Source organism: Burkholderia sp. AW33-5 (genome assembly GCF_053427615.1).
On sequence record NZ_JBSAXA010000006.1, the window covers coordinates 31,900 to 46,711 of the forward strand.

Genomic DNA, 14,812 nt, shown 5'->3' on the forward strand with positions numbered 1-14,812 from the left:
TCGGCGTCCCTCTGCTGATCGGCCGAATGGAACGATCGGGTGAACCCGACTACAGTGATGGACACCTGTACCGGAGGTCATCATGCAAAACGCGAAGCTGCCTAATGGATGTTCGATCGCCTCGTCCCAACTGGGCGACGTATCGAGCCCGGCTGACGGAATTCCCGTCGATCCCGTCGAATCGGCGAAGCTGCCGGTGCGATTCGGCGTCCTGCAAGGTCAGGCCTGGATCGCAAACGACTTCGATGCACCGCTGCCGGATTATCTGCTGGACGCATTCGAGGGACGCTGATGCGCTTGTTGCTCGATACGCACATCTTTCTATGGATCGTGACCAATGACCCGAAGCTGAGCACGCGGGCGCGCAAACTGATTTCCGCAGCCGACGAGCGCTTCGTCAGCAGTGCGAGCATCTGGGAGGCCGCCATCAAGGCGGGCCTCGGGAAGCTCGACATCGACGTGGGGCGATTGATCGGCTCGATCGGCACGAGCGGGGTGCGCGAACTGCCGGTTCGTGCCGTGCACGGGGCCGCAGTGCGTGATTTGCCGCACCATCATCGCGACCCGTTCGATCGCTTGCTCGTCGCGCAGGCTCGGCATGAACCGCTGAAACTCGTGACGGCCGACGCCTAGCTTGCACGCTACGGCCTGTCGGTGATTCTGACTGTTTGAAACAATTCGGGTGCAGAACTCGTTGGTTGCCGAGCCGCGCAGCGCGTCGCTGCCTATGCCACGGCAATGTCCGGCTCGATCTCGTCGAGTGCAGCAAGCGTTGCTGCCAGCCTCTCCTGCAACCCCTCGCTCGCCGGCACGAACGGCAACCTCAGCCCGTCCTCGCACCACCCCTGCGCAGCCAGCACCGCCTTCACCGGCGCCGGATTCGGCTCCGCGAACAGGGCCGCGACGAGCGGCTGCAGCGCGACCGACAGCCGTCGCGCGTCGGCGAGCCGGCCGTCGCGCAGCAGCGCGTGAATGCGCACATGCCATTCGGGCAGCACGTGCGCACTGCTGGCGATCGCGCCGTGCGCACCGGCACATAGCGCGGCGAAGTTCTGGTTGTCGTCGCCGGAGAGGATCGCGAGCGGCGTGTCGTGCACGAGCCGGCTCATCCGGTCGAGCGTCCCGCCGCACTCCTTGATGCCGGCGACGCGCGGATCGCGCGCGAGTGCCTGCAGCGTTTCCAGTTCGACGTTCACGCCGGTGCGGTACGGGATGTTGTAGACGAGGACCGGCAGGTCGGCCGCATCGACGATCGTTTCGACGTGGCGGCGGATTCCGTCCTGCGTCGGCCGAACATAGACGGGCGGCGTGACGAGCAGCCCGTCGGGTCGCAGCGCGGCGAGTTCGCGTGCGCGGGCGGCCGCGAAGTGCGTTGCGCTCGCAGTGAGCCCGACGACGATCGGCAGGCCGGGCACGGCATCGCGCAGCGTCGCGAACACGGCGTCCTGTTCGCGCGCGTCGAGCAGCACGCCTTCACCGGTCGTCGCGCCCGCGACGAAACCCGCGATGCCCGCCGCCGCATAGCGACGCGCGAGCCGCGCGAGCGCACCGTGGTCGACCTCGCCGTCGTGGAACGGCGTGATGATCGGCAGCCAGATACCTTCGAAACGTGTGTGCATGAAAAGCCTCAAGGTGGAAACGGAGTGGGAAGGAACCGTTCCGCCGGCGGTGCGCCGGAGCGAGGCATGCGAGCAAGGAGAATGAAACGACCTGCGTGCATCCCGTCCGGCATTCGCCTGACGGGACGCGACGTCCCCGTCAGTCGAGGAGTCGTTTTTTCAGTTTCAGCCCGGCCGCGCGCGCACCGGCCGCGATGGCGGCAAGGATCGAGGGCGAGCGCAGGGCAGCGGACATGGATGAACCGTGAAATGGGCTGAGCGGCGATCTTAACATCGGATCCGGCGCGTACGCGAGCGACGCGCGCCGTTTAGCAGAATTCGAGATTTGCTTTGCACGACAGATTGGAAAGCGCGCGGCGTCCGGCCGCTAGAATGCCCGCTTACGTTTCGATGACAGCGCGTACGCGTGCCGTCACGCACATTCACCACCACTGGAAACGGGGCATATCACGATGGCAAGCATCAACGGGATCGGCCGCTGGCTGCATACGGGCGCCGCAGCGGCGCTGGTCGTGGCGGCAACGGCCGCGCACGCGGACACGTCGATCCTGAACGTGTCGTACGACGTGACGCGCGAGCTGTACAAGGACATCAACACGAGCTTCGCCGCCGCGTACAAGCAGCAGACAGGCGAAACCGTGACGATCAAGCAGTCGCACGGCGCGTCGAGCGCGCAGGCGCTGTCGGTGCTGCAGGGGCTGCAGGCCGACGTCGTGACGATGAACCAGCCGAACGACATCGACCTGCTCGCCGAGCGCGGCCAGCTGCTGCCGAAGGACTGGCGCGCGCGCTTCCCCGACGGCAGCTCGCCGTACTCGACGACGATGGTGTTCCTCGTGCGCAAGGGCAATCCGAAGGCGATCAATGACTGGAGCGATCTCGCGAAGCCGGGCGTGCAGGTGATCATCGCGAACCCGAAGACGTCGGGTAACGGCCGCTACGCGTATCTCGCCGCGTGGGGCTACCAGAAGCAGAAGGGCGCGACCGACCAGCAGGCGCTCGACTTCGAGAAGGCGGTGTTCCGCAACGTCCCGGTGCTGGACTCGGGCGGCCGCGGCGCGACGACGACCTTCACGCAGCTCGGCATCGGCGACGTGCTCGTCACGTTCGAGAACGAGGTCGCGCTGATGGACACGGGCGCGTCGGGGGCGGAATTCGACGCCGTGTACCCGTCGGCGAGCATTCTCGCGGAGCCGCCCGTCGCCGTCGTCGACAAGGTCGTCGACAAGAAGGGCACGCGCAAGGTCGCGCAGGCGTATCTCGACTACCTGTACACGCCGCAGGCGCAGGAGATCATCGCGCGGCACCATCTGCGTCCGCGCGACGCGAACGTGCTGAAGAAGCATGCGGCCGAGTTCAAGCCGCTGAAGACGTTCAGCGTCGAGCAGGTTTTCGGCAGCTGGGCGAACGCGCAGAAGACCCACTTTGCCGACGGCGGCACGTTCGACCGCGTGATCGTCGACCGCAAGTAAGTACGCCGCACGCCGCGCGCGTGCCGGCGGGACGACCACGAAACCGGCCGCCCATGCGGCCGGCTTTTTGCGCCTCAGGCGAAAAGCCTGCGCCGCATCCCCGGCCGCCGCCTTCGCGTGCTACGCTCATCGCCTTCCTGCTTCAGGCCTCGCGCGATGAACGACGATCCGTCCTCCCCAGCTTCCCGCGGCCGCGGCCGCAAGATCTGGTCGGGCACCCGCCCCGTGGTTGCATACGGGATGCCGCCGCTCGGCTGGCGCGACCTCTATCACCGTGCGCTGACGGTGAGCTGGCCCGTATTCTTCCTGTCGCTCGCGGTGCTGTTCCTGCTGCTCAACGGCGGCTTCGCGACGCTTTACCTGCTCGGCCACGCGCCGATCGCGAACCAGTCGCCGCCCGGGTTCGTCGGCGCGTTCTTCTTCAGCGTCGAGACGCTCGCGACGGTCGGCTACGGCGACATGCATCCGCAGACCGTCTACGCGCACCTCGTCTCGACCTTCGAGATCTTCATCGGGATGTCGGGCATCGCGCTGGCGACCGGCCTCGTGTTCGCGCGCTTCTCGCGGCCGCAGGCGAAGATCCTGTTCGCGCGTTACGCGATCGTGCGCCCGCTGAACGGGCAGATGACGCTGATGGTGCGGGCCGCGAATGCGCGCCAGAACGTGATCGCCGAAGCGCAGGCAAAACTGCGGCTGATGCGCCTGGAAGGCACGCACGAGGGCTATACGCTGCGCAAGATCCACGACCTGCCGCTCGTGCGCAGCGAGCATCCGATCTTCCTGCTCGGCTGGAACCTGATGCACGTGATCGACGAAACGAGCCCGCTGTTCGGTGAAACCGCCGAGTCGCTCGCCGCGCACGACGCGTCGCTGCTGATCACCATCGAAGGTTCCGACGAGACGACCGCGCAAGTCATGCAGGCGCGCTACTCATGGGCGCATGCGGAAATCCGCTGGCGTCACCGTTATGTCGACCTGATGCACGACGAAGGCGGCATCACGCACATCGACTACACGCATTTTCACGAAATCGTGCCGGTCGACGCCGATACGGACGAGCGGGGCTCGCCGGGCGTGGTGGTCGGGGCCGATGCGGCGACGCAGGCGCCCGGGCCGGCTGCATGACACTGGCGAGCGGCGCGAACCGGCGCCGGCATTCGGTCGCGGCAGCCGCGATCGAATGCCGTGCCGTTCATGCGTCACGCATGCAGCAGACGCGCCGCTTCCCGCTGTTCGACCGCGACCGCGCGGCGATGGCCGTCGCGATCCTCGGCGCGCGCGACATAGTCGCCGAGCACGCCTTCGTGCGGCAGCAGGTGCGCGTCGAACGCGATCTTCAGCGTGCTGGCGAGCAGCAGGTCGGCCGCGGTGAAATGATCGCCGACGAGCCAGCGGCTGTGGGCGAGCGTTTGCGCGAGCGCACGCTGCACGCGCGTGATGTTGCCCCAGCCGAAGGCGACGGGATTGCCCGACGCACCGGTGAATTTCTCGGCCATCGCGGGTTCGAGGCAGGTGGGCGTGAAGAACATCCATTGCAGGAAGCGGCCGCGCAGCGGATCGTCCGGCGCGATGCCGAGCCCGGCGTCCGGGCAGCGATCGGCGAGATAGAGCAGCACGGCGCCGGATTCGGCGAACGGTTCGCCGCCGTCGTCGAGCGCGGGCAGCTTGGCCATCGGATTGACCTGGACGAACGCGTCGCTGCCCTGTTCGTGCGAATGCAGGTCGATCGGCACGAGCTCGTAGACGGCGCCGATTTCCTCCAGCATCCACAGCGCCCGGAATGCCCGGGTCTTCGGCCAGTAGTAGAGCTTCATCGCGCCTCCGCGTCTCGGTGTGCGTGTCGGTTCGGTGGATGCTCAAGCGTACCCGAGCGGGAGAGGTTCGGACAGGGGCGAAAGGCGGAAGCGGGTAACGAATTTCCCGCAAAGCCCGGTGCCGCCGAAGTTCATGAAATAACTAGTTATTGATTTACTAGTTGTGAATTGATGTGTGGGCGCCCGGCCGAGGCGGCAGCATCGGTGACGGGGCGCGCGAGCCCGGACGACATTCGTCGACCGCGCGCGAAACACGAAAACCCGGTCACCCCGCGCGGGGCGACCGAGAGATTGAAGTCAGGCCAGGCGATCGCATTCGGCGAGTCAGGTGCTGCGTGATGCGCAGCGTGCCGGTGCGATCGCGCACGGAGAACAGCAACGAATGGCGAACGACGATCGCACCACGATCATTCCGCGACGCACGCCGGAATCGGCCGCGATGCGCGCGGAGCTCAAGCGGACGATGGCGATCACCGCGCGGCTCAACCGTCTGACCTTCGACGATGCGGACGAAGTCCGCTCATTGTTCGGAGAACTGATCGGCAAGCCGTTGGACGACGGCTTCCTGCTGATCCCGCCGTTCTATGCGACGGGTGGCGCCGATACGCGGATCGGCCGCAACGTGTTCGTCAACCAGAACTGCACGTTCTACGACCTCGGTGGCCTCGACATCGGCGACGACGTGATGATCGGCCCGAACGTCAGTCTCATCACGTCGGGTCATCCGGTCGAGCCGTCCCGCCGACGCGACGCCGTCGTCGCCCGGCCGATCGCGATCGGCCGCAACGTATGGATCGGCGCGGGCGCGACGATCATCGGCGGCGTGACGGTTGGCGAGAACGCGGTCGTCGGCGCGGGTTCCGTCGTGACGCGCGACGTTCCGCCGAATACGCTGGTCGGCGGAAACCCGGCGCGGATCATCCGTTCGATTGCCGAATGACGGCGCTTGCGGGTGCGGCCCGCTGCGCAGCGAATGTGGACAACCGGCTGAGCCGTTCACTCGAAATGCTGTGGATTCGAACGGTGAGCGAGCACCCGGAGGTCGAATTGGCGGGGCTTTCCGGCATGTGACGCCGATCGCTGGCAGGGGCAGGAGCCGACGTTGCCGATGTGCCGGCGGAAAATGTTCGCGCCGGGCCGGTTGTGGATATCCCGGCCTCGAAACCACTCGGCATGCTGTGCATTCCACCGGTGAGTGCGACGTCGTGCGACCGGATGCGCGGGGCAGGGTGTGGACAACCGGGCTCCCGACGACGAAAAAAGCTGTGCCCTCGAACGGTGAGCGCCGTCGACCGATTGCGCGTGAGGCTTGCCGGGTGCGGATTTCCGGGCGTCGCGCGAAATCCGGAACGCCGCGCATTCTAACGGCGCGCGCGGATCGGCGATAGCTCCGCACGCGTTATCGCGGTGTGGATATCCTGCCGCGCGATTCACTCGAAGCGCTGTGTATTTCAATGGTGAGCGTCGCGCCCGGCCGAACCGGGTGTCGGCTTGCGCGCTTGTTCGTGATCGTCGATCGCGGCTTCGAGGGTCGCGCATTCTAACCGCACTCGTGATCGCGCGTTTCATTCGAGTATGTGCCGCGATGTGGATATCTGGTCGCCGAATCCAGTCGACGTGCTGTGTATTTCAGCGGTGAGCGCGGGCGCGTACGGCTCGGCCATGTCGGTGCGAGCCCCGACCGACGGGCCTCGGCGGGGTTGCGGGCACCGCTGTTCACGGCTGAATCGGCGACTGCGTGCGACACCGTGCCGACGCTCACCGTTGAATTTCACAGCGTTTCGAGTGGTCGTGGGTCGGGCTATCCACACCCGGATCGGCGTCCTTGCTCGATCGCCATCCTGCCGCTCACCATCGGAATTCACAGCGTTTCGAGTGGTCGTGGATCGCGCTTTTCACACCGGGATCGGCGCGCTTTTTCGATCGAGGGCCGTCGCTCACCGTCGAATTTCACAGCGTTTCGATTCGTCGCGAGGTGGGCTGTCCACACCTGAATCGGCATATTCGCTCGGTCGCGTGCCGGCGCTCACCATCGAAATTCACAGGGTTTTTAGTGTCTGGTGGCGACGATATCCACACGCGGATCTGCGCCGCGTTCGACTGCGCGACGGCATGTTCCGGTGAACGCCAAAGCCGCGCCAGTGCTCGCGCAGAGACGCCTATCCGCGAGAAGCCGGCACCCGACGCGAGCCCGCCGCACCCATGCCTGCATTGCCGTGACGACCGGACCGCCGCTCCCGAGCAACGCGAGCGCGGACAGCGGTGTGGATATCGCACCGCCGAATCGACTCGCAAATCTGTGCATCCGACAGGTGAGAGCGAACGTCGCAGTGGCCGGGCGGGAATCCGGCGGTGTGGATATCTCCCGCCGGCATCGACTCGTCGCGCTGTGAATTTCAACGGTGAGCGTCGGCATCCGCCTGAACCGTGGAGCGATCGAGGTGTGGACATCCGGCCTTCGACGCGACTCGAAACCCTGTGCAATCGACCGGTGAGCACGCCAAACCGCTTCGCCCGCAGCCCGCGGCCCCCGGCATTGTGGACATCCGGCATCCGCGACCAATCCGAACGCTGTGCATCCGACGGGTGAGGACGCGCCCGTTCCGCCGCGCAAACCCTTGCCGCACGGCCCGCGAGCGCCCACCGCCGGGCCCGCGGGCCGCCTCCCGCACGTCCCCGCGTTTTCGACGCAACCGCTTCGCCCACGCCGATGCGCCTCCGGAAGCCGTCCGCCACCCCGCGCGAAAACTCACTCAATTCCCGGCCAAAACCTGCGCAGTTTTTCTCACTCCGGCGTCGCCCGAGCAAGATGAGAAAAAACTTTCTCGCCTTCCCGCGAAAAAATAGAGCCATCCAGTTGCTCCCTGGCCGGCGTCGCCCGACGCCCCGGTGCACGGCATAGAACACACAATCAGGAGACATCCCCATGACCGCCCGACTGCCCGTCGACGGCACGCCCGCTCTGTCCGACTACCGCCTGACCGACAACCTGACCGCCACGCGCGGCCGGATCTTCCTGACCGGCACGCAGGCGCTGGTGCGCCTGTTGCTGATGCAGCGCGCGTCCGACACCGCGCAGGGCCTGAACACGGCCGGCTTCGTCAGCGGCTACCGCGGCTCGCCGCTCGGGATGGTCGACCAGCAGCTGTGGAAGGCGAAGAAACTGCTCGACGGCAGCGGCGTGCGCTTCCTGCCCGCGATCAACGAGGAACTCGGCGGCACGGCGGTGCTCGGCACGCAGCGCGTCGAGGCCGACCCGGAGCGCACCGTCGATGGCGTGTATGCGATGTGGTACGGCAAGGGCCCCGGCGTCGACCGCGCCGGCGACGCGCTGAAGCACGGCAACGCATATGGTTCGTCGCCGCACGGCGGCGTGCTGGTGGTGGCGGGCGACGACCACGGCTGCGTGTCGTCGTCGATGCCGCACCAGAGCGACTTCGCGATGATCGCGTGGCACATGCCGGTCGTGAACCCGTCGAACATCGCCGACATGCTCGAGTTCGGCCTGTACGGCTGGGCGCTGTCGCGCTTCTCGGGGGCGTGGGTCGGCTTCAAGGCGATCTCGGAGACCGTCGAGTCGGGCTCGACCGTCGATCTCGACGCGCTGCAGACGCAATGGCCGGCGCCGGCGGGCTTCACGCCGCCGGCGGGCGGCCTGCACAACCGCTGGCCCGACCTGCCGAGCCTCACGATCGAGGCGCGTCTCGCGGCGAAGCTCGACGCGGTGCGCCATTTCGCGCGCACCAACAGCATCGACAAGTGGATCGCGCCGAGCGCGCACGCGAACGTCGGCATCGTCACGTGCGGCAAGGCGCACCTCGACCTGATGGAAGCGCTGCGCCGGCTCGACCTCACCGTCGCCGACCTGGAAGCGGCCGGCGTGCGGATCTACAAGGTCGGCCTGTCGTATCCGCTCGAGATGACGCGGATCGAAACCTTCGTCGACGGCCTGTCGGAAGTGCTCGTCATCGAAGAGAAGGGCCCGGTGATCGAGCAGCAGATCAAGGACTACCTGTACAACCGCGCGGACGGTGCGCGCCCGCGCGTGCTCGGCAAGCACGATGCCGAAGGCGCGTGCCTGCTGTCCGAGCTCGGCGAACTGCGCCCGTCGCGCATTCTGCCGGTGTTCGCCACCTGGCTCGCGCGTCACAAGCCGGCGCTCGATCGCCGCGAGCGCGTCGTCGATCTCGTCGCGCCGCAGATCCTGTCGAACGAGGCGGACGCGGTGAAGCGCACGCCGTACTTCTGCTCGGGCTGCCCGCACAACACGTCGACGAAGGTGCCGGAAGGCTCGATCGCGCAGGCCGGCATCGGCTGCCACTTCATGGCGTCGTGGATGGAGCGCGACACGACGGGGCTGATCCAGATGGGCGGCGAGGGCGTCGACTGGGCCGCGCACGCGATGTTCACCAACACGAAGCACGTGTTCCAGAACCTCGGCGACGGCACCTACTTCCATTCGGGCATTCTCGCGATCCGCCAGGCGGTCGCCGCGAAAGCGAACATCACGTACAAGATCCTCTACAACGATGCGGTCGCGATGACGGGCGGCCAGCCGGTCGACGGCAGCATCTCGGTGCCGCAGATCGCGCGGCAGGTCGAGGCGGAAGGCGTGTCGCGCTTCGTCGTGGTGTCCGACGAACCGGAGAAGTACGACGGCCATCACGGCCTGTTCCCGAAGGGCACGACGTTCCATCACCGCAGCGAGCTCGACGCGGTGCAGCGCGAGCTGCGCGAGACGCCGGGCGTCACCGTGCTGATCTACGACCAGACCTGCGCGGCCGAGAAGCGCCGCCGCCGCAAGAAGGGCGAGTTTCCCGACCCGGACAAACGCCTGTTCATCAACGACGCGGTGTGCGAAGGCTGCGGCGACTGCGGCGTGCAGTCGAACTGCCTGTCCGTCGAGCCGCTCGAGACGCCGCTCGGCCGCAAGCGCCGCATCGACCAGTCGTCGTGCAACAAGGACTACTCGTGCGTGAACGGCTTTTGCCCGAGTTTCGTGACGGTCGAAGGCGCGGCGCTGAAGAAGGCTGCGGGCGCGGCGTTCGACGAGGCGGCGCTCGCCGTGCGCGTCGACGCGCTGCCCGTGCCCGCGACGCATCTCGACGCGGCGCCGTACGACATGCTCGTCACCGGCGTGGGCGGCACGGGCGTCGTGACGGTCGGCGCGCTGATCAGCATGGCCGCGCACCTCGAAGGCAAGAGCGCGTCGGTGCTCGACTTCATGGGCTTCGCGCAGAAGGGCGGCTCGGTGCTGTCGTTCGTGCGGATCGCGTCGAGCGACCGGTGGCTGAACCAGGTGCGCATCGACACGCAGCAGGCCGACGTGCTGCTCGCGTGCGACATGGTCGTCGGCGCGAGCGCCGAGGCGCTGCAGACGGTGCGCCACGAGCGCACGCGGATCGTCGTCAACACGCACCGGATTCCGAACGCGTCGTTCGTGCAGAACCCCGACGCAAACCTGCACGCGGATGCGCTGCTCGAAAAAATGCACCATGCGGCCGGTGAAGGCTACCTGTCGAGCTGCGACGCGCAGGCGCTCGCCGCGAAGTTCCTCGGCGATTCGATCGGCGCGAACATCCTCATGCTCGGCTACGCATGGCAGCTCGGCCTCGTGCCAGTGTCGCTCGCCGCGATGATGCGCGCGATCGAGCTGAACAACGTCGCGGTGCCGATGAACAAGCTCGCGTTCGCGATCGGCCGGATGGCGGCCGGCGACGCGGCGGGCCTCGATGCGTTGTGGAACGCGCGTCACGCGGTGGCCGCGGCGGTCGCGCCCGAGACGCTCGCCGAATTGATCGCCGATCGCGAAGCGCGCCTCGACGCATACGGCGGCGCCCGATACGTCGAGCGCTACCGTGCGCTGGTGAGCGCGGCGCGCGCGAAGGGCGACGATGCGCTGACGCGTGCCGTCGCGACGACGTTCTACCGGCTGCTCGCGGTGAAGGACGAATACGAGGTCGCACGGCTGTATGCGGACGGCGCGTTCCGCACGGCGCTCGAAGCGCAGTTCGAAGGCGTGCCGGGGCAGGACTATCGTGTGAAGTTCAACCTGGCGCCGCCGACGGTCGCGAAGGCCGGGCGCGACGGCAGCGCGCCGAAGAAGCGCGTGTTCGGCCAGTGGATGTGGCCGGTGCTCGGCACGCTCGCGCGCGTGCGCGGCCTGCGCGGCACGTGGCTCGATCCGTTCGGCCGCACCGCCGAGCGCAGGATGGAGCGCGCGCTCGCGGACGACTACGAGACGACGCTCACGCGCGCGCTCGCCGCGACGACCGCCGGCAACGCGGCGCAGGTCGCGCAGCTTGCGGATCTTCACGCCCGCGTGCGCGGCTTCGGTCACGTGAAGGTGCGCAACCTCGCGGGCGTGAAGCGCGCGGAGCGCGAGCTCGCGCTGCAACTCGGCATCGACGCGGCGACGAGCGCGGCCGTGCAGCACGCGCTCGACGAGATGAAGGGCGCGGGGATGCTGAAGGGAATCCCGGTCGTGATCGCGAAGTGACGCGAACACGCGAGGATGTGAAAACGGCGACGCCTGCGCGTCGCCGTTTTTTTATCGGCAAGCCGTGCAATCTCGCCGCGGCGCGGCCGCTCAGATGATCCCTTTCTTGCGCGTCGACAGCGCCGTTTCCGACAGATCGATCTCGCGGATCAGCTTCGTCAGCGTTTCGTCGGAAATCTTGCTTTCGCTGCGCAGCCGGTACAACACCGAACGTTCCGCGCGCACCGCCGCGATCCGCATCTGCAGCTCCATCGTTTCGGTCTGCTTGGCTTCCGCGCGAGGCGTCGGGCCGTCCTCGGCGAGCGCGGCCAGGCGGCGGCGATACTGGTCCATCACGCGCGCGGAGATGTCCGCGCAGCGCGCGGCGCCCGATTCGTCGAGAGCGGCCGAGATCGCGTCGTGCGACGAGTCGATCGCGCGAATCGCGGCCTGCGCGGCGGCCGCGCGCGCGGTGCGCTCCTCGTCGGCGAGCGGATTGCGCGTCGAGCGTACGCCGCGCAGCAGCAACGGCAGGCCGATCACCGCGACGACCAGCGAACCGAGGATCACCGCCGACGCGACGAAGATCGCGGTGTCGCGCCCGGGCAGCGGCGCGCCGTCGGACAGCGCGACGGGGATCGACAGCACGCCCGCGAGCGTGACCGCGCCGCGCACGCCGCCGACCGTCATCACCGCGATCGTGCGCACGCCCGCCATCGTGCCCGCGAGGCCGTGGCGCGCGGCGCGGCGGCTCGCGATCCAGCGCAGCAGCCAGACCCACAGGAAGCGGATCGCGTACAGCGCGAGCATCATCGCGCATACGTTGAAGATCATCCGGCCGACGAGCGCGTCGCTCGTGTGATGCGCGTCGACGAGCGCGCGGCCGATGATGTGCGGCAGCTGCAGCCCGAGCATGATGAACACCATGCCGTTGAACACGAACTCGATCATCGCCCACGTGCTCTCGGCGCGCACGCGCGACGCGACCGTGCTTTTGCGGGAGAAGCTCGTGTAGTTCATCATCATCCCGGCCGACACGGCCGCGAGCACGCCCGACAGCTCCAGGTGCTCGGCGAACAGATAGGCGGCGAACGGCACGAGCAGCGTCATCACGATGCCGGGGGCCGGGTCGCCTTCCTGCTCGGCGTTCAGGAAGCGCGTCGACAGCGCGCTGAACACCCACGACACGATCGCGCCCGTCGCGAGCCCGCCGGCGGCGACGATCACGAACGTGATCGACGCATCGCGCAGCGAGAACACGCCGGTCAGCGCGGCCGCGACCGCGAACTTCAGCGCGACCAGGCCGGACGCGTCGTTCATCAGCGCCTCGCCTTCGAGGATGTGCATCAGTTGCGGCGGAATCCGCCCCTTGCCGGCGATGCCCGACAGCGCGACCGCGTCGGTGGGCGACAGCACGGCCGCGAGCGCGAATGCGATCGGCAGCGGCAACTCGGGTATCAGCCAGTGCGCGAAGTAGCCGACTGCGAGTACCGTCATGAACACGAGCCCGAACGCGAGCATCAGGATCGCGCGGCGCTGCAGGTACAGCTCGCGTTTCGGAATCCGCCAGCCGTCCGCGAACAGCAGCGGCGGAATGAACAGCAGCATGAAGATTTCGGGATCGAACGTGACGTGCAGGTTCAGCTTCGGCCATGCGAGCATCGCGCCGAACGCGATCTGCATCAGCGGCAGCGGCAATTGCAGCGGCAGGATGCGCGTGACCGCGCCGGACAGCGCGACGGTCAGCAGCAGGATCAGGACTGTGAAGACGATTTCCATCGATACGGCGATTGTGGAGAATGAAACGACCGTACGGAGTTTAGCGTGGCCACGTGACGGGTGCGTTCGAGTGCGCCGGTGCGCATGCACGCGAACGGTGCATCCGGCCTGCGCCACGCTGGTGCGGCGGCGCCGCACGCAGGCGCGGCGCGCGTGTTCGGCCCTTGCACGGACCTTGCTTGATGCTTGCCTACCGTCCGGCACCGGCCGGACAACCGAGGATTCCACCATGACATTGCGCGCGCCGTTTCAAGCACTCGCCGCGTTCGGCTGCATCGCCAGGAGGGCGCCATGACGATCGTGCAACAGGAGCGTCCGGCCACCGCTTCGCCGTATCGTTTCGAGCGGGAGATGAGCTCCGGCCTCGAACGCCTCGCGACGCAGCATCGCGACCTGACGCTCACGACCGTGTTCCAGCCGATCTTCAGCCTGTCGCACCAGCGAGCGGTGGGCTACGAGGCGCTATTGCGCGCCCATGACGCGCTCGACCGGGCGGTGTCGCCGCTCGACGTGTTCGGCGAGGCCGCGCGCCAGGGCGAACTGCTGCAGCTCGACCGGCTCGCGCAGGCGCTGCATCTCGAGAACTTCGCGCTGCTCGGCGCCGAGCGCGAGTGGCTGTTCCTCAACGTGCATCCGGGCGTGCTCACCGACCCGTTCCAGGCCGCCGCGCTGCTCGCGAACCTGAAGCGGATCGGCATGCCGCCGCGCCGCGTCGTGCTCGAAGTGCTCGAGCAGCGCGCGGAGGACATCGAGCGGCTCGCCGAAGCCGTGCGCGAATTCCGCGCGCAGGGTTTCCTGATCGCGCTCGACGATTTCGGCGCCGGCCACTCGAACCTCGAGCGGATCTGGCAGCTGAACCCGGACATCGTGAAACTCGACCGGATCATGCTGTCGCACGCGGCGCACCGCACGGGGCTCACCGCGATCCTGCACGGGCTCGTCACGCTGCTGCACGAGGCCGGCAAGCTCGTGCTCGTCGAGGGGATCGAGACCGAGCACGACGCGCAGATCGCGCTGTCGTGCGAGGCCGATTTCGTGCAGGGCTATTACTTCGGCCGTCCGGCGCCCGGGCTGCCCGACAGCGCGACGGCGACCGGCTGCATCGGTGAGCTGACCGAGCGTTTTCGGCAACAAACCGAAGCGCGCGAGCGGCGCGACGCGCAGCGGCTCGCGCCGTACCTGCGCGCGTTCGAACGTGCGGCCGAGCGGGTGGCGGCCGGCGAGCCGCTCGACGAGGTGTGCTGGAACTTCCTCGCGCTCGACGCCGCCGCGCGCTGCTTCCTGCTCGACGCGCGGGGCCGCCAGGCGGGCCGCAACGTCGTGCTGCGCGCGGACCGCGCGCTCGCCGAGGCGCGCTTCTCGCCGCTGTCCGATGCGCAGGGGGCGAACTGGTTGCGCCGGCCGTATTTCCGCACGGCGATCGCCGAGCCCGGACGCGTGCAGGTCACGCGCCCGTACTTGTCGATCAACGAGGCGCAGCCCTGCGTGACGCTGTCGGTGGCCGTGCGCATCGGCGATGCGCAGCATGTGCTGTGCGGCGATATCGACTGGATCGACGAGGAAGCGGACGGCGCATAGCGACGGCGTCGCGCTGGCGCCGTTCACGCCGCTCGGCTAGGATGCGCGAATTGTCCTGACGATTCGCGAGCC

General features: G+C 67.9%; 11 protein-coding genes. 8 read left to right on the forward strand and 3 right to left on the reverse strand.

Annotation, left to right across the window (positions count from 1 at the left end):
* Nucleotides 1–82 precede the first annotated feature (82 nt).
* Nucleotides 83–292, forward strand: coding sequence for a hypothetical protein (locus ACV22V_RS13035; RefSeq protein ID WP_059691391.1), 210 nt, complete (start codon nt 83–85; stop codon nt 290–292).
* Nucleotides 292–633: a type II toxin-antitoxin system VapC family toxin gene (locus ACV22V_RS13040; protein WP_448014119.1), complete on the forward strand. Its 342-nt coding sequence runs from the start codon at nt 292–294 to the stop codon at nt 631–633. The genes ACV22V_RS13035 and ACV22V_RS13040 overlap by 1 nt, the downstream gene beginning before the upstream one ends.
* A gap of 92 nt (nt 634–725) precedes the next feature.
* Here the strand turns inward: ACV22V_RS13040 and dapA are convergent, their stop codons facing one another.
* Nucleotides 726–1,619 (reverse strand): 4-hydroxy-tetrahydrodipicolinate synthase, encoded by an 894-nt coding sequence (gene dapA, locus ACV22V_RS13045; RefSeq protein WP_448014120.1) that lies wholly within the window; start codon nt 1,617–1,619, stop codon nt 726–728.
* Nucleotides 1,620–2,071: 452 nt separating this feature from the next.
* On the opposite strand from dapA, the gene ACV22V_RS13050 reads away from it, so the two are divergent.
* Nucleotides 2,072–3,091 (forward strand): sulfate ABC transporter substrate-binding protein, encoded by a 1,020-nt coding sequence (locus tag ACV22V_RS13050; protein ID WP_448014122.1) that lies wholly within the window; start codon nt 2,072–2,074, stop codon nt 3,089–3,091.
* A gap of 156 nt (nt 3,092–3,247) precedes the next feature.
* A complete protein-coding gene (locus ACV22V_RS13055) occupies nt 3,248–4,216 on the forward strand; it encodes an ion channel (RefSeq protein ID WP_448014124.1) in 969 nt (322 codons plus the stop codon).
* Between the two features lie 74 nt (nt 4,217–4,290).
* Here the strand turns inward: ACV22V_RS13055 and ACV22V_RS13060 are convergent, their stop codons facing one another.
* Nucleotides 4,291–4,905, reverse strand: a complete 615-nt coding sequence (locus ACV22V_RS13060; protein ID WP_059523931.1) for a glutathione S-transferase family protein — start codon at nt 4,903–4,905, stop codon at nt 4,291–4,293.
* A gap of 382 nt (nt 4,906–5,287) precedes the next feature.
* Between ACV22V_RS13060 and ACV22V_RS13065 the strand changes: the two genes are divergently transcribed.
* The 3 genes from ACV22V_RS13065 to ACV22V_RS13075 all read left to right on the forward strand — a co-directional run bounded on the left by ACV22V_RS13065 (nt 5,288) and on the right by ACV22V_RS13075 (nt 11,404).
* Nucleotides 5,288–5,845, forward strand: coding sequence for a sugar O-acetyltransferase (locus ACV22V_RS13065; protein ID WP_448014126.1), 558 nt, complete (start codon nt 5,288–5,290; stop codon nt 5,843–5,845).
* Complete coding sequence (locus tag ACV22V_RS13070) at nt 5,842–5,976, forward strand: hypothetical protein (RefSeq protein WP_448014127.1); 135 nt, start codon at nt 5,842–5,844, stop codon at nt 5,974–5,976. Before ACV22V_RS13065 ends, ACV22V_RS13070 begins: the two co-directional genes overlap by 4 nt.
* A 1,855-nt stretch (nt 5,977–7,831) precedes the next feature.
* On the forward strand, nt 7,832–11,404 hold the full coding sequence (locus ACV22V_RS13075; RefSeq protein ID WP_448014128.1) for an indolepyruvate ferredoxin oxidoreductase family protein: 3,573 nt from the start codon (nt 7,832–7,834) through the stop codon (nt 11,402–11,404).
* A 90-nt stretch (nt 11,405–11,494) separates the two neighbouring features.
* Here ACV22V_RS13075 and ACV22V_RS13080 read toward each other — a convergent pair whose 3' ends face one another.
* Nucleotides 11,495–13,162, reverse strand: a complete 1,668-nt coding sequence (locus ACV22V_RS13080) for a Na+/H+ antiporter (RefSeq protein WP_448014130.1) — start codon at nt 13,160–13,162, stop codon at nt 11,495–11,497.
* A gap of 291 nt (nt 13,163–13,453) precedes the next feature.
* On the opposite strand from ACV22V_RS13080, the gene ACV22V_RS13085 reads away from it, so the two are divergent.
* On the forward strand, nt 13,454–14,740 hold the full coding sequence (locus ACV22V_RS13085) for a sensor domain-containing phosphodiesterase (RefSeq protein ID WP_059691398.1): 1,287 nt from the start codon (nt 13,454–13,456) through the stop codon (nt 14,738–14,740).
* The last annotated feature ends 72 nt before the right edge of the window (nt 14,741–14,812 follow it).